26 protein-coding genes are annotated in these 16,900 nt (G+C 50.6%); 20 read left to right on the top strand and 6 right to left on the bottom strand.

Going from position 1 to position 16,900, the window contains the following annotated elements; all coding sequences use genetic code 11:
• Positions 1-5 precede the first annotated feature (5 nt).
• The 14 genes from rplR (at position 6) to WFK85_RS22795 (ending at position 7,238) form a co-directional block, all read left to right on the top strand.
• The gene (gene rplR, locus WFK85_RS22730) at positions 6-359 is read left to right on the top strand and encodes a 50S ribosomal protein L18 (RefSeq protein WP_008457177.1); all 354 of its coding nucleotides are present in this window, start codon (positions 6-8) and stop codon (positions 357-359) included.
• A gap of 14 nt (positions 360-373) precedes the next feature.
• Positions 374-874 carry a 30S ribosomal protein S5 gene (rpsE, locus tag WFK85_RS22735; RefSeq protein ID WP_008457179.1) on the top strand — a complete coding sequence of 167 codons (501 nt, stop codon included), beginning with the start codon at positions 374-376 and terminating at the stop codon, positions 872-874.
• Positions 875-880: 6 nt separating this feature from the next.
• Positions 881-1,060, top strand: a complete 180-nt coding sequence (rpmD, locus tag WFK85_RS22740) for a 50S ribosomal protein L30 (RefSeq protein WP_004846568.1) — start codon at positions 881-883, stop codon at positions 1,058-1,060.
• A 3-nt stretch (positions 1,061-1,063) separates the two neighbouring features.
• Positions 1,064-1,498 carry a 50S ribosomal protein L15 gene (rplO, locus tag WFK85_RS22745; protein WP_008457184.1) on the top strand — a complete coding sequence of 145 codons (435 nt, stop codon included), beginning with the start codon at positions 1,064-1,066 and terminating at the stop codon, positions 1,496-1,498.
• A gap of 7 nt (positions 1,499-1,505) precedes the next feature.
• Positions 1,506-2,837 (top strand): preprotein translocase subunit SecY, encoded by a 1,332-nt coding sequence (secY, locus tag WFK85_RS22750; RefSeq protein WP_008457186.1) that lies wholly within the window; start codon positions 1,506-1,508, stop codon positions 2,835-2,837.
• 30 nt (positions 2,838-2,867) lie between these two features.
• On the top strand, positions 2,868-2,984 hold the full coding sequence (rpmJ, locus tag WFK85_RS22755) for a 50S ribosomal protein L36 (RefSeq protein WP_008457187.1): 117 nt from the start codon (positions 2,868-2,870) through the stop codon (positions 2,982-2,984).
• A 146-nt stretch (positions 2,985-3,130) separates the two neighbouring features.
• Complete coding sequence (gene rpsM / locus WFK85_RS22760; RefSeq protein ID WP_008457189.1) at positions 3,131-3,487, top strand: 30S ribosomal protein S13; 357 nt, start codon at positions 3,131-3,133, stop codon at positions 3,485-3,487.
• A 16-nt stretch (positions 3,488-3,503) separates the two neighbouring features.
• Positions 3,504-3,893 carry a 30S ribosomal protein S11 gene (gene rpsK, locus WFK85_RS22765; RefSeq protein ID WP_008457192.1) on the top strand — a complete coding sequence of 130 codons (390 nt, stop codon included), beginning with the start codon at positions 3,504-3,506 and terminating at the stop codon, positions 3,891-3,893.
• Positions 3,894-3,927: 34 nt separating this feature from the next.
• Positions 3,928-4,548 carry a 30S ribosomal protein S4 gene (rpsD, locus tag WFK85_RS22770; RefSeq protein WP_008457194.1) on the top strand — a complete coding sequence of 207 codons (621 nt, stop codon included), beginning with the start codon at positions 3,928-3,930 and terminating at the stop codon, positions 4,546-4,548.
• Between the two features lie 25 nt (positions 4,549-4,573).
• Positions 4,574-5,563: a DNA-directed RNA polymerase subunit alpha gene (locus WFK85_RS22775; RefSeq protein WP_008457196.1), complete on the top strand. Its 990-nt coding sequence runs from the start codon at positions 4,574-4,576 to the stop codon at positions 5,561-5,563.
• Positions 5,564-5,603: 40 nt separating this feature from the next.
• Positions 5,604-5,990: a 50S ribosomal protein L17 gene (gene rplQ, locus WFK85_RS22780; protein WP_008457198.1), complete on the top strand. Its 387-nt coding sequence runs from the start codon at positions 5,604-5,606 to the stop codon at positions 5,988-5,990.
• Between the two features lie 110 nt (positions 5,991-6,100).
• Positions 6,101-6,472, top strand: a complete 372-nt coding sequence (locus tag WFK85_RS22785; protein WP_336709775.1) for a DUF1992 domain-containing protein — start codon at positions 6,101-6,103, stop codon at positions 6,470-6,472.
• Positions 6,472-6,888, top strand: a complete 417-nt coding sequence (gene zntR / locus WFK85_RS22790) for a Zn(2+)-responsive transcriptional regulator (protein WP_008457203.1) — start codon at positions 6,472-6,474, stop codon at positions 6,886-6,888. The genes WFK85_RS22785 and zntR overlap by 1 nt, the downstream gene beginning before the upstream one ends.
• Before the next feature lie 65 nt (positions 6,889-6,953).
• Positions 6,954-7,238 (top strand): alternative ribosome-rescue factor A, encoded by a 285-nt coding sequence (locus WFK85_RS22795; RefSeq protein ID WP_166879791.1) that lies wholly within the window; start codon positions 6,954-6,956, stop codon positions 7,236-7,238.
• Here WFK85_RS22795 and mscL read toward each other — a convergent pair.
• The 5 genes from mscL to def form a co-directional block, all read right to left on the bottom strand.
• A complete protein-coding gene (mscL, locus tag WFK85_RS22800; protein WP_008457207.1) occupies positions 7,174-7,587 on the bottom strand; it encodes a large-conductance mechanosensitive channel protein MscL in 414 nt (137 codons plus the stop codon). The two genes, WFK85_RS22795 and mscL, sit on opposite strands and share 65 nt — an antisense overlap.
• 155 nt (positions 7,588-7,742) lie before the next feature.
• Positions 7,743-9,119, bottom strand: coding sequence for a Trk system potassium transporter TrkA (gene trkA / locus WFK85_RS22805; protein WP_008457209.1), 1,377 nt, complete (start codon positions 9,117-9,119; stop codon positions 7,743-7,745).
• A gap of 49 nt (positions 9,120-9,168) precedes the next feature.
• Positions 9,169-10,458: a 16S rRNA (cytosine(967)-C(5))-methyltransferase RsmB gene (rsmB, locus tag WFK85_RS22810; protein ID WP_336709773.1), complete on the bottom strand. Its 1,290-nt coding sequence runs from the start codon at positions 10,456-10,458 to the stop codon at positions 9,169-9,171.
• Positions 10,459-10,531: 73 nt separating this feature from the next.
• A complete protein-coding gene (gene fmt / locus WFK85_RS22815) occupies positions 10,532-11,479 on the bottom strand; it encodes a methionyl-tRNA formyltransferase (protein WP_166995992.1) in 948 nt (315 codons plus the stop codon).
• A 14-nt stretch (positions 11,480-11,493) separates the two neighbouring features.
• Positions 11,494-12,003, bottom strand: a complete 510-nt coding sequence (gene def, locus WFK85_RS22820) for a peptide deformylase (protein WP_039288271.1) — start codon at positions 12,001-12,003, stop codon at positions 11,494-11,496.
• Positions 12,004-12,140: 137 nt separating this feature from the next.
• On the opposite strand from def, the gene dprA reads away from it, so the two are divergent.
• The 6 genes from dprA to WFK85_RS22850 are packed head-to-tail and all read left to right on the top strand — an operon-like array spanning position 12,141 to position 15,919.
• Entirely contained in the window at positions 12,141-13,256 is a 1,116-nt protein-coding gene (gene dprA / locus WFK85_RS22825; RefSeq protein ID WP_442892346.1) for a DNA-protecting protein DprA, read from the top strand.
• The gene (smg, locus tag WFK85_RS22830) at positions 13,228-13,701 is read left to right on the top strand and encodes a DUF494 family protein Smg (RefSeq protein WP_008457217.1); all 474 of its coding nucleotides are present in this window, start codon (positions 13,228-13,230) and stop codon (positions 13,699-13,701) included. The genes dprA and smg overlap by 29 nt, the downstream gene beginning before the upstream one ends.
• A gap of 23 nt (positions 13,702-13,724) precedes the next feature.
• On the top strand, positions 13,725-14,279 hold the full coding sequence (locus WFK85_RS22835; protein WP_008457218.1) for a DNA topoisomerase family protein: 555 nt from the start codon (positions 13,725-13,727) through the stop codon (positions 14,277-14,279).
• Positions 14,272-14,844 carry an L-threonylcarbamoyladenylate synthase type 1 TsaC gene (gene tsaC / locus WFK85_RS22840; protein ID WP_166879808.1) on the top strand — a complete coding sequence of 191 codons (573 nt, stop codon included), beginning with the start codon at positions 14,272-14,274 and terminating at the stop codon, positions 14,842-14,844. Before WFK85_RS22835 ends, tsaC begins: the two co-directional genes overlap by 8 nt.
• Positions 14,845-14,846: 2 nt before the next feature.
• Positions 14,847-15,665: a shikimate dehydrogenase gene (gene aroE / locus WFK85_RS22845; RefSeq protein ID WP_166995990.1), complete on the top strand. Its 819-nt coding sequence runs from the start codon at positions 14,847-14,849 to the stop codon at positions 15,663-15,665.
• A complete protein-coding gene (locus WFK85_RS22850; RefSeq protein WP_336709767.1) occupies positions 15,662-15,919 on the top strand; it encodes a DUF1488 domain-containing protein in 258 nt (85 codons plus the stop codon). The genes aroE and WFK85_RS22850 overlap by 4 nt, the downstream gene beginning before the upstream one ends.
• On the opposite strand, the gene WFK85_RS22855 is transcribed toward WFK85_RS22850, so the two are convergent.
• The gene (locus WFK85_RS22855; protein ID WP_008457228.1) at positions 15,895-16,449 is read right to left on the bottom strand and encodes a gamma carbonic anhydrase family protein; all 555 of its coding nucleotides are present in this window, start codon (positions 16,447-16,449) and stop codon (positions 15,895-15,897) included. The genes WFK85_RS22850 and WFK85_RS22855 overlap by 25 nt on opposite strands.
• Positions 16,450-16,900: the final 451 nt, after the last annotated feature.

Raw genomic sequence — 16,900 nt, forward strand, 5'->3', positions numbered from 1 at the left:
ACACTATGGATAAGAAATCTGCTCGTATCCGTCGTGCGACCCGCGCACGTCACAAGCTCAAAGAGCTGGGTGCAACTCGCCTGGTGGTACATCGTACCCCGCGTCATATTTACGCACAGGTAATTGCTCCAAATGGTTCTGAAGTTCTGGTAGCTGCATCTACTGTAGAAAAAGCTATCACTGAGCAACTGAAGTACACTGGAAACAAAGACGCCGCTGCAGCTGTAGGTAAAGCTGTTGCTGAGCGCGCTCTGGAAAAAGGCATCACCGTTGTTGCTTTTGACCGTGCTGGTTTCCAATATCATGGTCGTGTCCAGGCACTGGCAGATGCTGCCCGTGAAGCTGGCCTTCAGTTCTAAGGTAGAGGTGTAAGATGTCTCACATCGAAAAACAAGCTGGCGAACTGCAGGAAAAGCTGATCGCGGTAAATCGCGTATCTAAAACCGTTAAAGGCGGTCGTATTTTCTCCTTCACTGCTCTGACAGTGGTAGGCGACGGTAACGGTCGTATTGGTTTTGGTTACGGTAAAGCGCGTGAAGTTCCAGCAGCGATCCAGAAAGCGATGGAAAAAGCCCGTCGCAACATGATTAACGTCGCGCTGAACAGCGGCACCCTGCAGCACCCTGTTAAAGGCGTGCACACAGGTTCCCGCGTGTTCATGCAGCCGGCTTCCGAAGGTACCGGTATCATCGCCGGTGGTGCAATGCGCGCCGTCCTGGAAGTCGCTGGTGTTCATAACGTCCTGGCTAAAGCGTATGGTTCCACTAACCCGATTAACGTGGTTCGTGCAACTATCGATGGCCTGGCGAATATGAAATCTCCAGAAATGGTCGCTGCCAAGCGTGGTAAATCCGTTGAAGAAATTCTGGGGTAATTGACCATGGCAAAGACTATTAAAATCACTCAAACCCGCAGTGCAATCGGTCGTCTGCCGAAACACAAGGCAACGCTGCTTGGCCTGGGTCTGCGTCGTATTGGCCACACCGTAGAGCGCGAGGATACTCCTGCTGTACGCGGTATGGTCAACGCGGTTTCCTACATGGTTAAAGTTGAGGAGTAAGAGATGCGTTTAAATACTCTGTCTCCGGCCGAAGGGTCTAAGCACGCTTCCAAGCGTCTGGGTCGTGGTATCGGTTCTGGCCTCGGTAAAACCGGCGGTCGTGGTCACAAAGGTCAGAACTCTCGTTCTGGTGGTGGCGTACGTCGTGGTTTCGAAGGTGGTCAGATGCCGTTGTACCGTCGTCTGCCGAAATTCGGTTTCACCTCTCGCAAAGCAATGATCACGGCAGAAGTTCGTCTGTCCGATCTGGCGAAAGTTGAAGGCGACGTAGTTGACCTGAACACGCTGAAAGCAGCAAACATTATCGGTATTCAGATCGAGTTCGCGAAAGTGATCCTGTCTGGTGAGGTAACTCGTCCGGTAACTGTTAGCGGCCTGCGTGTGACCAAAGGCGCTCGTGCTGCTATCGAAGCTGCTGGCGGTAAAATCGAGGAATAAGTAGCAGATGGCAAAACAACCGGGATTAGATTTTCAAAGTGCTAAAGGCGGCCTCGGCGAGCTGAAACGCAGACTGATGTTTGTTATCGGTGCGCTGATTGTGTTTCGTATTGGCTCTTTTATTCCGATCCCTGGTATTGATGCCGCTGTACTTGCCAAACTGCTTGAGCAACAGCGAGGCACCATCATTGAGATGTTTAACATGTTCTCTGGTGGTGCTCTCAGCCGTGCTTCTATCTTCGCGCTGGGTATCATGCCGTACATTTCGGCATCGATCATCATTCAACTGCTTACCGTGGTTCATCCCGCGTTGGCAGAGCTGAAGAAAGAAGGGGAATCTGGTCGTCGTAAGATTAGCCAGTACACCCGTTACGGCACTCTGGTGCTGGCAATATTCCAGTCAATCGGTATTGCTACCGGTTTACCGAATATGCCTGGTATGCAGGGCCTGGTGTTAAACCCAGGCTTTGCATTCTATTTCACCGCTGTTGTAAGTCTTGTCACCGGGACAATGTTCCTGATGTGGCTGGGTGAACAGATTACTGAACGTGGTATCGGTAACGGTATCTCAATCATAATCTTCGCGGGTATCGTTGCGGGACTTCCGCCGGCCATTGGCCATACCATCGAGCAAGCAAGGCAAGGCGACCTGCACTTCCTCCTGTTGCTGTTGGTTGCAGTATTAGTATTTGCAGTGACCTTCTTCGTTGTTTTTGTTGAGCGTGGCCAGCGCCGCATTGTGGTCAACTACGCTAAACGTCAACAGGGTCGTCGTGTCTATGCTGCGCAGAGCACACATTTACCGCTGAAAGTGAACATGGCCGGGGTTATCCCTGCGATCTTCGCCTCCAGTATTATTCTGTTCCCGGCGACCATCGCGTCATGGTTCGGGGGCGGTACCGGTTGGAACTGGCTGACAACAATTTCGCTGTATTTGCAGCCTGGGCAACCGCTTTATGTGTTACTCTATGCGTCTGCAATCATCTTCTTCTGTTTCTTCTACACGGCGTTGGTCTTCAACCCGCGTGAAACAGCAGATAACCTGAAGAAGTCCGGTGCATTTGTACCAGGAATTCGTCCGGGAGAACAAACGGCGAAGTACATCGATAAAGTAATGACCCGCCTGACTCTGGTTGGTGCGTTGTACATTACCTTTATCTGCCTAATCCCGGAGTTCATGCGCGATGCAATGAAAGTGCCGTTCTACTTCGGTGGGACCTCACTGCTGATCGTTGTTGTCGTTATCATGGACTTTATGGCTCAAGTGCAAACTCTGATGATGTCAAGTCAGTACGAGTCTGCATTGAAGAAAGCGAACCTGAAAGGCTACGGCCGTTAATCGTCGCTTGAGAAGTTACGGAGAGTAAAAATGAAAGTTCGTGCTTCCGTCAAGAAATTATGTCGTAACTGCAAAATCGTTAAGCGTGACGGTGTTATTCGCGTGATTTGCAGCGTAGAGCCGAAGCATAAACAGCGTCAAGGCTGATTATCTCGCATATTTTTCTTGCAAAGTTGGGTTGAGCTGGCTAGATTAGCCAGCCAATCTTTTGTATGTCTATGCGTTTCCATTTGAGTATCCTGAAAACGGGCTTTTCGGCATGGGACGCATAATCTAAATAGTAGGAGTGCATAGTGGCCCGTATAGCAGGCATTAACATTCCTGATCAAAAACACGCCGTGATCGCGTTAACCTCGATCTACGGTGTCGGCAAGACTCGCTCCAAGGCCATTTGCGCTGCGGCGGGTATCGCTGAAGATGTTAAGATCAGTGAGCTGTCTGAAGAACAAATCGACACGCTGCGTGACGAAGTTGCCAAATTTGTCGTTGAAGGTGATCTGCGCCGTGAAGTGAGCATGAGCATCAAGCGTCTGATGGACCTTGGTTGCTATCGCGGTTTGCGTCATCGTCGTGGTCTGCCAGTGCGCGGTCAGCGTACTAAGACCAACGCACGTACCCGTAAGGGTCCGCGCAAACCGATCAAGAAATAATCGGGGTGATTGAATAATGGCAAAGGCACCAATTCGTGCACGTAAACGTGTAAGAAAAACAGTCTCTGACGGCGTGGCTCATGTCCATGCTTCTTTCAACAACACCATCGTTACTATTACCGATCGTCAGGGTAATGCGTTGGGTTGGGCAACTGCCGGTGGTTCCGGTTTCCGTGGTTCTCGCAAATCCACTCCGTTTGCAGCTCAGGTTGCAGCAGAGCGTTGCGCAGAAGCCGTGAAAGAATACGGTATCAAGAACCTGGAAGTTATGGTTAAGGGTCCTGGCCCAGGCCGCGAATCAACTATTCGTGCTCTGAACGCCGCTGGTTTCCGCATCACTAATATTACTGATGTGACTCCAATCCCTCATAACGGTTGTCGTCCGCCGAAAAAACGTCGCGTATAACGCGTCCGTTTTCTAGGATTGTTGGAGAAAGAAAATGGCAAGATATTTGGGTCCTAAGCTCAAGCTGAGCCGTCGTGAGGGCACCGACTTATTCCTTAAGTCTGGCGTTCGCGCGATCGATACCAAGTGTAAAATTGAACAAGCTCCTGGCCAGCACGGTGCGCGTAAACCGCGTCTGTCTGACTATGGTGTGCAGTTGCGTGAAAAGCAGAAAGTTCGCCGTATCTACGGTGTGCTGGAGCGTCAGTTCCGTAACTATTATAAAGAAGCAGCTCGTCTGAAAGGCAACACCGGTGAAAACCTGTTGGCTCTGCTGGAAGGCCGTCTGGACAACGTTGTTTACCGTATGGGCTTCGGCGCTACTCGTGCAGAAGCACGTCAGCTGGTTAGCCATAAAGCTATCATGGTAAATGGTCGCGTTGTTAACATCGCTTCTTATCAGGTAACTCCGAATGACGTAGTCAGCATCCGTGAGAAAGCCAAAAAGCAATCTCGCGTTAAGGCCGCTCTGGAGCTGGCTGAGCAGCGTGAAAAGCCAACCTGGCTGGAAGTTGATGCTGCCAAGATGGAAGGTGTGTTCAAGCGTAAGCCTGAGCGTACCGATCTGTCTGCGGACATTAACGAACACCTGATCGTCGAGCTTTACTCCAAGTAAAGCTTAGTACCAAAGAGAGGACACAATGCAGGGTTCTGTGACAGAGTTTCTAAAACCACGCCTGGTAGATATCGAGCAAGTGAGTTCGACGCACGCCAAGGTGACCCTTGAGCCGTTAGAGCGTGGCTTTGGCCATACTCTTGGTAACGCACTGCGCCGTATTCTGCTTTCGTCGATGCCGGGTTGCGCGGTGACTGAGGTTGAGATTGATGGTGTACTGCACGAGTACAGCACCAAAGAAGGCGTTCAGGAAGATATCCTGGAAATCCTGCTCAACCTGAAAGGGCTGGCGGTAAGAGTTCAAGGTAAAGATGAAGTTATCCTTACCCTGAATAAATCTGGCATTGGCCCTGTGACCGCAGCCGATATCACCCATGATGGTGATGTCGAAATCGTCAAGCCGCAGCATGTGATCTGCCACCTGACCGATGAGAACGCTGCTATTAGCATGCGTATCAAAGTTCAGCGCGGTCGCGGTTATGTGCCGGCTTCTACCCGAATTCATTCGGAAGAAGATGAGCGCCCAATCGGCCGTCTGCTGGTCGACGCCTGCTACAGCCCTGTAGAGCGTATTGCCTACAATGTTGAAGCCGCGCGTGTAGAACAGCGTACCGACCTGGACAAGCTGGTCATCGAAATGGAAACCAACGGCACAATCGATCCTGAAGAGGCGATTCGTCGTGCGGCGACCATTCTGGCAGAACAACTTGAAGCTTTCGTTGACCTACGTGATGTACGTCAGCCGGAAGTTAAAGAAGAGAAACCAGAATTCGATCCGATCTTGCTGCGCCCTGTTGACGATCTGGAATTGACTGTCCGCTCTGCTAACTGCCTTAAGGCAGAAGCTATCCACTATATCGGTGATCTGGTACAGCGTACCGAGGTTGAGCTGCTCAAAACGCCTAACCTGGGTAAAAAATCTCTTACTGAGATTAAAGACGTGCTGGCTTCTCGTGGTTTGTCTCTGGGCATGCGCCTGGAAAACTGGCCACCAGCAAGCATTGCTGACGAGTAACCGGATCACAGGTTAAGGTTTTACTGAGAAGGATAAGGTCATGCGCCATCGTAAGAGTGGTCGTCAACTGAACCGCAACAGCAGCCATCGCCAGGCTATGTTCCGCAACATGGCAGGTTCACTGGTTCGTCATGAGATCATCAAGACGACCCTGCCTAAAGCGAAAGAGCTGCGTCGCGTAGTTGAGCCGCTGATTACTCTTGCCAAGACTGACAGCGTTGCTAATCGTCGTCTGGCATTCGCCCGCACTCGTGATAACGAGATCGTGGCAAAACTGTTTAATGAACTGGGTCCGCGTTTCGCGAGCCGTGCAGGTGGTTACACTCGTATTCTGAAGTGTGGCTTCCGTGCTGGTGACAATGCTCCGATGGCTTACATCGAGCTGGTTGATCGCGCCGAGTCTCAAACAGAAGCTGCTGCAGAGTAATCTGTAGTAACGTAGAAAAACCGGGCTTGCCCGGTTTTTTTATATCCAGAATATCCCCTTCTCTCTTTTCCCCGTATTCTTGTATTACTCCCGATAATTTTGAGGTCGCTATGTGGTTGCTTGATCAATGGGCAGAACGGCATATTCTTGATGCGCAGCGAAACGGAGAGTTCGAGGGGCTAGTCGGTAGCGGTGAGCCTATATTGCTCGACGATGACAGTCATGTTCCTCCCGAGCTCCGTGCCGGATACCGTCTGCTAAAAAATGCAGGTTGCTTGCCGGCAGAGATGCAGCAGCGGAAGGATGCCATTGAGCTGGTTGATCTGCTAAAAACGGTGCATATTCAGAGCGAGGAATATCAGGCGATCGGTAAAAAGCTCGCACTGCTTGAGCTTAAGCTCCGACAGGCGGGTATAAGCACCGACTTCTTACGTGGTGAGTATGCCGTAAAATTGATGCAGCATATCGATGAGGAAAGGTGATGTTTCGTATAGGTGAACTGGCAAAACTGGCGGATGTGACGCCGGATACTATTCGTTACTACGAAAAGCAAAACATGATGGATCACGAAGTGCGAACTGAAGGTGGTTTTCGCCTGTATAGCGACAGCGATCTTCAGCGTCTTAAATTCATTCGTTACGCTAAGCAACTTGGTTTCACGCTTGAGGCCATCCGGGAGCTTTTATCGATCCGTATCGATCCTGAGCATCATACTTGCCAGGAATCGAAAGGGATTGTGCAGAGCCGGTTGAGTGAGGTTGAGTCTAAAATCAAAGAATTGCAGAATATGCGGCGCTCGCTGCAGCGTCTGAATGATGCTTGTTGTGGCAGTGCACACAGTAGCGTTTATTGTTCTATCCTTGAAGCGCTGGAACAGGGAGCAAGCAGCAAAAAATAGCCGCTTGATCTTTTACAGGCTCAGGCATAGACTCGCGGCGATCGTTTAACCCATCTGGAGTAACTATGAGCACCAAATATCGCCATCAAAAAGGGCAAATTAAAGATAACGCCATTGAAGCGCTATTACATGACCCACTGTTCAGGCAAAGAGTTGAGAAGAATAAGAAAGGGAAAGGCAGTTATCAGAGAAATGAGAAACACGGTAAGAGAGGTAACTGGGAGGCCAGTGGCAAACAAGCAATTCGCTTTTTTACCACTGGCTTTCTGCTTTTAATAACCAGTATTAATTCCGTTGGTTCTGCTCTTTCAGCAGGTCACGAATCTCGCTCAGCAGAACTTCCTCTTTAGACGGTGCCGGAGGTGCGGCAGGCTCTTCCGCTTTTTTACGATTCAGTTTATTGATCACTTTGATGGCCATGAAGATGGCAAACGCGACAATCACGAAGTCAAAAATATTCTGAATAAATACGCCGTAGTGCATAACTACCGCAGGAACATCACCCTGGGCATCACGCAATGTTAAAGCAAACTGTTTAAAATCAACGCCACCAATCAGCAAACCCAGTGGTGGCATAATAATATCCGCTACCAGGGAGGAAACAATCTTCCCGAATGCTGCGCCAATAATCACACCTACTGCCAAATCAACAACGTTCCCGCGCATCGCGAATTCGCGAAACTCTTTTAAAATACTCATTAATCTCTCCTTGTGCCGGCTGACAGTAATAATTCTAACAAAGGTTATCTTAATTTCCATTGCTACAAGAAATAAGAATTTTTTGTTAATTCCATAATTTTAAAATGGTTTTTTTATGAAGAAACAGAGCAGAAAATATTTCTGCTCTGATGAGTTTAGAGGAAGAATGGGCTTGGCTGGAACAGGCGTTCGACATCGCTGACAAATTTCTTATCCGTTAAGAACATAATGACGTGATCGCCCTGTTCTATACGAAGGTTGTCGTTGGCAATCATCACATCATTGCCACGTACAACCGCACCAATGATCGTGCCAGGCGGCAGTTTAATCTCATCGATGACTCGACCCACAACGCGAGAGGTGCTTTCATCTCCATGAGCCACGGCCTCAATGGCTTCTGCAACGCCACGGCGAAGAGATGAAACGCCAACAATATCGGCTTTACGCACATGTCCGAGCAGAGCAGAAATGGTTGCCTGCTGAGGTGAAATCGCAATATCAATCACGCTCCCCTGCACTAAATCGACATAGGCATTACGCTGTATGAGGACCATGACTTTTTTGGCGCCCATTCGCTTAGCCAGCATGGCCGACATGATGTTAGCTTCATCATCGTTGGTGACCGCAATAAAGAGATCAACCTGATCGATATGTTCCTCTGCTAACAGTTCCTGATCTGAGGCGTCACCATAAAATACGATGGTATTTTGCAGCATTTCTGCAAGTTCAGAAGCTCGCTGCTGATCGCGCTCGATCAGTTTTACGCTGTAATCTTTCTCGAGACGATGCGCTAAACCTGCGCCGATATTGCCGCCGCCCACCAGCATGATGCGCTTGTAAGGTTTTTCGAGGCGCTGAAGCTCGCTCATTACCGCACGGATATTTTGTGACGCGGCAATAAAGAAGACTTCATCACCGGCTTCAACAATGGTTGAACCCTGCGGGCGAATAGGGCGGTCGTGACGGAAAATGGCTGCGACACGAGTATCGATGTGCGGCATATGTTCGCGCATGGTGGAAAGTGCATTACCCACCAGCGGACCACCATAGTAGGCTTTTACTACTGCCAGGCTAACTTTCCCTTCGGCAAAATTCACGACCTGAAGTGCCCCCGGGTACTCAATCAGGCGGTAAATATTGTCGATAACCAACTGCTCAGGAGCAATCAGGTGATCAATGGGAACGGCTTCTGCATTGAACAGTTTTTCTGCATCGCGAACATAATCGGGGGCTCGAATGCGGGCAATTCTGTTCGGTGTATTAAACAGCGAATAAGCGACCTGACATGCGATCATGTTCGTTTCGTCAGAGCTGGTGACTGCGACCAGCATGTCTGCGTCATCGGCCCCTGCTTCACGAAGTACGCGGGGATGAGAGCCGTGGCCCTGGACTACGCGGAGGTCAAACTTGTCCTGCAGGCTGCGCAGGCGGGCCTGGTTAGTATCGACGACGGTAATATCGTTGTTTTCACCGACCAGATTTTCTGCCAGAGTGCCGCCGACCTGGCCCGCACCCAGAATGATTATTTTCATCGTTTATCGCTTCACGAGTGATGAAACTTATGACTCACCCTGCAGGGAGTCAGCTCTTAATTAGCTTAGCGTAATAGAAGCCGTCACCGTCGTCTGCTGCAGGCAGATTTTGAATGCCCGGAGCCTTATTGTCACCGGTTTCTACCAGTTTGGCATCGGCATGACGCGCCAGAAACGCGCTCACCTGATCCTTATTCTCGTCGGGGAGAATAGAACAAGTGGCATAGACAAGCGTCCCGCCGGTTTTAAGGTGAGGCCAGATAGCATCCAGAATCTCTTTCTGCAAAGCAACGAGTTCTGCGATATCCCTGTCGCGACGCAGCCATTTGATGTCTGGATGGCGACGAATAACGCCGGTTGCTGAGCATGGCGCATCAAGCAAAATACGGTCAAACTTAGTTTCGCCACACCACTGAGCAGGGAAACGGCCGTCTCCCTGTTTTACTTCTGCTTTCATGCCAAGGCGTTCAAGATTTTCATGCACGCGTTTCAGGCGCTGGGTGTCAACGTCGACGGCCATCACTTTTGCATTCGGGGCCGCTTCCAGAATATGCGTTGTCTTACCGCCCGGTGCGGCACAAAGATCCAGAATAGTTTCACCGTTTTGCGGATCTAAAAGATCGACGCTGCCCTGAGCTGAAGCATCCTGCACGGTCACCCAGCCTTGCTCAAAACCAGGTAATGCCTGAACGGGGGCGGGTGAATCAAGGCGAACAGCATCCTGGTATTTGGGATGTATATGGCCTTCCAGACCAGCCTCAGCCAGCAAAGCCATCCATGCTTCACGCGTATGGTGCTGGCGATTTACGCGCAGCCACATTGGAGGGCGCTGGTTATTAGCATCGACAATGGATTCCCAGCAGTCCGGGTAAGCTTTTTTCAAACGCTGCAGCAGCCAGGCCGGGTGCAGAAAACGGCTTTCATGCTTAGCAGCTTCTGCCATCAGGTTTTCTTGCTGGCGCTGGAACTGACGTAGTACGCCATTGATTAAGCCCTTAAAAGCCTGGCGCTTAATCGCGATGGCACCTTCAACGGTTTCAGCCAGCGCAGCATGCGCAGGAATACGGGTATACAGAAGCTGATAGATGCCGACCATAATTAAGTAATGGATTGTGCGCTGCTTTCCAGTCATCGGGCGTGACATGAGTTTGCCAACCAACCAGTCCAGCTGCGGAAGGGTACGCAGCACGCCGAAGCACAGCTCCTGCAGCAGGGCTCTGTCTTTATCAGACACTTTCTGCTGTACCCCAGGCAGTACATTACTTAATGATTGTCCTTGCTCGACAACTTGTTCAATTGTTTGGGCAGCCAGGCTGCGAAGATTCAGTGTTTTTTTCATTATCGTGCTCTGGTTTTTCCAGCGCTATAAACAAAAATGCCCAGGTTACCCTGGGCGTATAAATGCGGCTTTATCAGGAGAGGACTGTACCAGGTTCAAACCATTCACGGCGTGAGTTCAGTAGGTCCTGCGCTTTCATGGCTTTTTTACCTGCAGGCTGCAGTTCTTCAAGATTCAGAATGCCCTCGGCGGTCGCAACCTGGATACCTTGTTTACTGGTGGCCAGAATGGTGCCCGGTGCTGAATTTGTCTGGGTGCTGATCGCCGACGCGCGCCAGACTTTTAGCGGCTGCCCGTCGATTTCCAGCCAGCTCATTGGCCATGGGTTAAAAGCACGGATACAGCGTTCCAGTTGAACGGCAGAAAGGTTCCAGTTGATGCGGGCTTCTTCTTTGCTGAGTTTCTCAGCATAGGTCACCAGCGCTTCGTCTTGAACCTCCGGCGTAGCGGTACCGTTGGTTAGCTGTTCCAGCGTGTCCAGAAGGCCTTTAGGACCCAGCCCTGCTAGCTTATCGTAGAGGGTTCCGCTGGTGTCTTCTGCCTCAATCGGACAAGAGAGTTTATACAGCATGTCGCCGGTATCGAGACCGATATCCATTTGCATAATGGTGACGCCAGTTTCAGCATCCCCGGCCCACAAAGAACGTTGGATCGGTGCCGCACCACGCCAGCGCGGCAGCAGTGAACCATGAACATTTACGCAGCCCAGGCGAGGCATATCGAGTACCGGCTGAGGCAAAATCAGGCCATATGCAACCACCACCATAACATCGGCGTTGAGGTCGGCAATCAACTGCTGATTTTCCGCTTTACGCAGCGTAGCCGGCTGAAAGACAGGAATTCCTTTCTCTTCTGCCAGCGCTTTTACCGGGCCTGGCATGAGTTTTTTACCGCGGCCTGCCGGACGATCTGGTTGGGTAAATACACCAACGACCTGGTGCTGAGAAGACAACAGCGCGTCAAGGTGACGCGCTGCGAAGTCTGGGGTTCCGGCAAAAATAATACGCAGAGAATCTGACACGTTGTTTGTTGTCCTTAAGCTTTCGCTTTCAAACGGTCGAGTTTTTCAACTTTCTGGCGAATACGTTGCTGTTTCAGCGGCGACAGATAATCGATAAACAGTTTACCGACCAGATGATCCATTTCGTGCTGGATACAAATCGCCAGCAGGCCATCTGCTTCCAGTTCAAAGGCTTTACCGTCACGATCGAGCGCGCGAATTTTTACTTTTTCCGCACGAGGTACCAGCGCACGCTGTTCAGGGATGGACAGACAACCTTCTTCAATACCGGTCTCACCGCTTTTTTCCAGCAGTTCCGGGTTAATCAGCACCAGCTGTTCGTCACGGTTCTCGGATACATCAATCACGATGATGCGTTGGTGAATATCTACCTGCGTAGCCGCCAGGCCAATGCCTTCTTCGGCGTACATAGTATCGAACATATCATCAACGATACGCTGAATGTCCGCATTCACTTCTTCAACCGGTTTAGCGACTTTGCGAAGGCGCTCGTCGGGAATATGTAATACTTGCAAAACTGCCATAAATTTCCAGAGCTGTGTTCAGTAGTAGAAAGGATTATTCCCTCTATTCTAGACATTTCCCCGGCTGATTGACAGCATCAGTGACCAATCGCAAGGATTGCTTTGATGGCCTGTGGCAGGGGGATTGAGTGCAGATAATGGAGATTTGGCTACGTCTTATGGCTGTTAAGGGGCTGAGTGGGGATAAGTTCCTAAAAATAGCCCACTTCCTGGAACGATGCCCAAGGGTAGAAAGGGAGAGTCTGCTCGCGGCGGGATTAAATGCCCGAGAATGTGCATTATTTACTGCATTCGATGAGCGCCAGCTTGAAGCTAGCCTTCTTTGGCTCGATAAGCCAAATCACCATCTGCTGACGGCGGAAGACGCCCTTTATCCTGAGCAGCTCAGAGCCATAAATGATTATCCTGCCGCTCTGTTTGTTGCCGGTGAACCTTCGCTACTCAGCCAGAACCAGCTTGCAGTTGTCGGTAGTCGCAACCTGTCAGATTACGGCGAGCGCTTTTGCCGGCAGTTCTGCGAAGCGCTTGCACAGTCTGGACTGGTGATAACCAGCGGGTTGGCATTGGGCATTGATGGGGTGGCGCACCGTGCGGCACTGAGAGTCAAGGGTAAAACCATTGCTGTGTTGGGGAATGGATTAGGCAGCGTTCATCCTAAACGTCATGCGATGTTAGCCCGGCAAATTCTCGAGCAAGAAGGGGCAGTGCTATCCGAGTTTCCCCTTTCCTGTACGCCCTGGCCCTCGAACTTTCCGTGGCGTAATCGTGTCATCAGTGGGCTGAGTAGAGCCGTTTTTGTCGTAGAAGCCGGTGAACGAAGTGGATCCCTGGTGACTGCCCGCTATGCCGTTGAACAGGGAAGAGAGGTATTTGCTCTGCCCGGTACGGTAGGCAGTCCTGGGAGCGATGGCCCACACTGGCTTATTCAGCAAGGGGCTAATCTAGTACGAAGTCCGCAGGATATCCTTGATTATCTCGCCTCTGAACTCCATTGGCTTCCCGCTTCGCACAATGTGTCAATATATTCGCCAAATCAACAGGACGGCGCATTGCCATTTCCCCATCTGTTGGCTAACGTAGGAGATGAGGTTACACCTGTTGACGTCGTCGCTGAACGTGCCGGCCAACCTGTGCCAGAGACGGTAGCTCAGTTACTCGAACTGGAGTTAGCAGGATGGATCGCAGCTGTACCCGGCGGCTATGTCCGATTGAGGAGGGCATGCCATGTTCGACGTACTAATGTACTTATTTGAAACCTACATCCACAGCGAAGCAGAAATGCGCGTTGATCAGGATAAGCTGACGAGCGATCTCACCGACGCTGGTTTTGATCGTGAGGACATTTTTAACGCATTAGTGTGGCTTGAAAAGCTGGCCGACTATCAGGATGGCTTGACCGAACCGATGCAGCTTGCTGCCGATCCTCTCTCTATGCGTATTTTTACCGCAGAAGAGAGCCAGCGGCTTGATGCAGACTGTCGGGGCTTTTTACTGTTCCTTGAACAGATTCAGGTGTTAAATCTCGAAACCCGCGAAATGGTGATTGAGCGCGTGCTGGCGCTGGACACAGCAGAATTCGAACTGGAAGATCTGAAGTGGGTTGTACTGATGGTGCTGTTCAACATTCCGGGGTGTGAAAACGCCTACCAGCAAATGGAAGAATTACTCTTCGAGGCAAATGAAGGTATGCTGCACTAAATTAAGTTGCAGCATGAGATGTTATGGCCAAGTCAGCACTGTTCTCGGTGCCAAAAAATGAACCCTGCCCCCAATGCGGGGCAGAGTTAGCAATACGTTCCGGTAAACACGGCCCATTTTTGGGCTGTTCCCATTACCCGGAATGCGATTATGTTCGCCCGTTAAAGAGCCAGGCTGATGGGCATATTGTTAAAGTACTTGATGGCCAGCAATGCCCGGTATGTCAGTCGACGCTCGTGCTACGTCAGGGGCGGTTTGGCATGTTTATCGGCTGCAGCAATTACCCTGAATGCGAACACACGGAAATCATTGATAAACCCGATGAGACGGCAATAGCGTGCCCCCAATGCCAAAAAGGGCAACTGGTTCAGCGTCGTTCTCGCTACGGGAAAACGTTCTGGTCCTGTAACAGCTACCCGGACTGTCAGTTTGTCATTAATGTTAAACCGGTAGCGGGTATCTGCTCTGAATGTCAGTATCCGCTGCTTATTGAAAAGAAAACGGCTCAGGGCGTGAAACGTTTCTGCGCCAATAAACAATGTGGAAAGCCGGTAACGACGGAACAAGCCAGTGAATAATAACCTGCCTGAAGGCCAGCTCGCGCAGATCGTAGCGGCCCTGAAAGAAGAACAAGTCATCGCCTACCCAACCGAAGCCGTCTTTGGCGTTGGTTGCGATCCCGATAGTGAACTCGCAGTTACTCGCCTGCTTGAGCTGAAACAGCGTCCGGTAGAGAAGGGACTTATCCTTATCGCCGCCAATTTTGAGCAGTTGAAACCTTATATTGATGCCGCTGCGCTTAATGAAGCACAGCTTTCGGTGGTGTTTGCAAACTGGCCTGGCCCGGTGACGTTTGTTTTCCCGGCTTTGCCTTCCACCCCAAAGTGGCTGACCGGGCGTTTTGATTCTTTGGCGGTGCGTGTGACCAATCATCCGCTTGTGAAAGAGCTATGTCTTGCCTACGGTAAGCCTCTGGTGTCTACCAGTGCGAACCTTACGGGCTTGCCTCCGTGTCGCAGTTCGGAAGAAGTTCAGCAGCAGTTTGGCCAAAGTTTCCCTGTACTTATGGGGGATACCGGTGGGCGGCTTAATCCTTCAGAAATACGCGATGCCTTAACCGGCGAACTCTTCCGTCAGGGGTAATTATGGAAACTTTCGCCGTCTTTGGTAACCCTATTCAGCACAGCAAATCTCCTCTTATTCATCGCCTTTTCGCAGAACAATTGGGAATTGAACATCCTTATGGACGCGTGCTTGCTCCGTTAGACACTTTTGCTGAAACACTTGAAGCCTTCTTCAATAAAGGAGGAAGGGGAGCCAACGTCACCGTCCCTTTTAAAGAACAAGCTTTTACTCGTGCAGACGAGCTAACAGAGCGGGCGGCGCTGGCAGGTGCGGTCAATACGCTCAAGCGCCAGGAAGATGGACGTTTGCTTGGAGACAATACGGATGGTATTGGCTTGTTGAGCGATCTTGAACGTTTGAAACTGATCAAACCCGGCGATCGTATTCTGCTGGTGGGGGCCGGCGGCGCAGCGCGTGGTGTACTGTTGCCCTTGTTATCATTAGATTGTGCGGTCACGATAACCAACCGTACGTTTGCCAAAGCGGCAGAACTAGCTGATTTATTCAGCCATACGGGAAGTGTTAACGCCGTGGCAATGGATCAGCTCGAGGGGCATGAATTCGATTTACTGATCAACGCCACGTCCAGCGGGATTGGCGGTGAGATCCCTGCGCTGCCGGTTTCTCTCCTTTCCCACCGTGTAAGTTGCTACGACATGTTTTACCAGAAAGGGCTGACGCCATTCTTGAACTGGGCCACGAGTCACGGTGTAGTGTCTTACGCGGATGGTCTTGGCATGCTGGTGGGGCAGGCTGCACACGCTTTTATGCTTTGGCACGGCGTCATGCCAGATGTCGCGCCAGTTATTGAGGCGTTGAAAAGAGAAATGGCGGCGTGAACCAGGCCATTCAGTTCCCGGATCGTGAAGTCTGGGATGAAGAGCGGCAGGCTATCCGTTTTCCTGCGCTGGTGCAGGGGTTCCAGGTTGAGTGCGCGATAAGCTCATTGGCCATTGCCAGCCGCTTCGGCGGCAATGGCGCCGAAGAGTGGCTTTCTTTATTTCGGGAATATCGTTGGGATCTTGAAGAAGAAGCCGAAGGCCTGATAGAAAGTGAGCAGGAAGGCAATCAAGGGTGGTACTGGCTATCCTGAGCCAGATACTCATCTTTCCAGCGCACATAATTGTTAGCGGAGTAGGTTAATCCGGCCAGCTCCGCTTCAGTCAGGCGGCGAATCTGTTTCACCGGACTGCCTAAATAGAGAAAGCCGCTTTCCAGGTGCTTGTTCTGGGGGACCAGGCTACCGGCACCAATCATCACATCATCTTCTACTACTACTCCATCCAATAGGATCGACCCCATTCCAACCAAGACGCGATTGCCGATCGTGCAGCCGTGCAGCATTACCTTATGGCCCACCGTCACATCTTCACCAACGATCAGCGGGTTCCCTTCAGGTTTATAAGAGGACTTATGGGTAACATGAAGCACGCTGCCATCCTGGATGTTGGTGCGTGCTCCAATTGTCACGGTGTTTACGTCCCCTCGAATAGCAACTAACGGCCAGATACTGACATCATCCGCCAGTTTTACGTCACCAATGACCACGCTGGTGGGATCAACCATGACTCGTTCATCGAGTTGAGGGAAAGTTTTTTGAAAAGCACGCAGTACCGCAGACATAAACACCTCAGGGAAATTCATTACAGAAATAGACTGTGGCCGCTTTCTTGAGCAATGGCAAGGGAGTAAGGGCGATAAAGAGGGCAGATCGAACAGGATCTCAGCGAAAAGAGTGAAAACTAAACATTCAGAAAAAAAGATCGAAAAAGTACTTGTGCTAAAAAGTGGGATCCCTATAATGCGCCTCCATCGAGACGGCACAGTGAATCACTTCACAAATTAGCCGGTTCGATAAAGAGAAAAAATCCTGAAAATCGGGGTTGACTCTGAAAGAGGAAAGCGTAATATACGCCACCTCGAGTTAGCAAGCGAAAGCGCCTAACTCACTGCTCTTTAACAATTTATCAGACAATCTGTGTGGGCACTCGCAGGATTGATATCTCAGCATCTTCGGATGCAAACAAATATCAAGTCTTGAAGAGTGACTACTGATTTTATAAACAGTTTTAAT

Origin of the sequence: Cedecea sp. VD22 (assembly GCF_037150195.1) — a bacterium.
Lineage (GTDB): Bacteria > Pseudomonadota > Gammaproteobacteria > Enterobacterales > Enterobacteriaceae > Cedecea.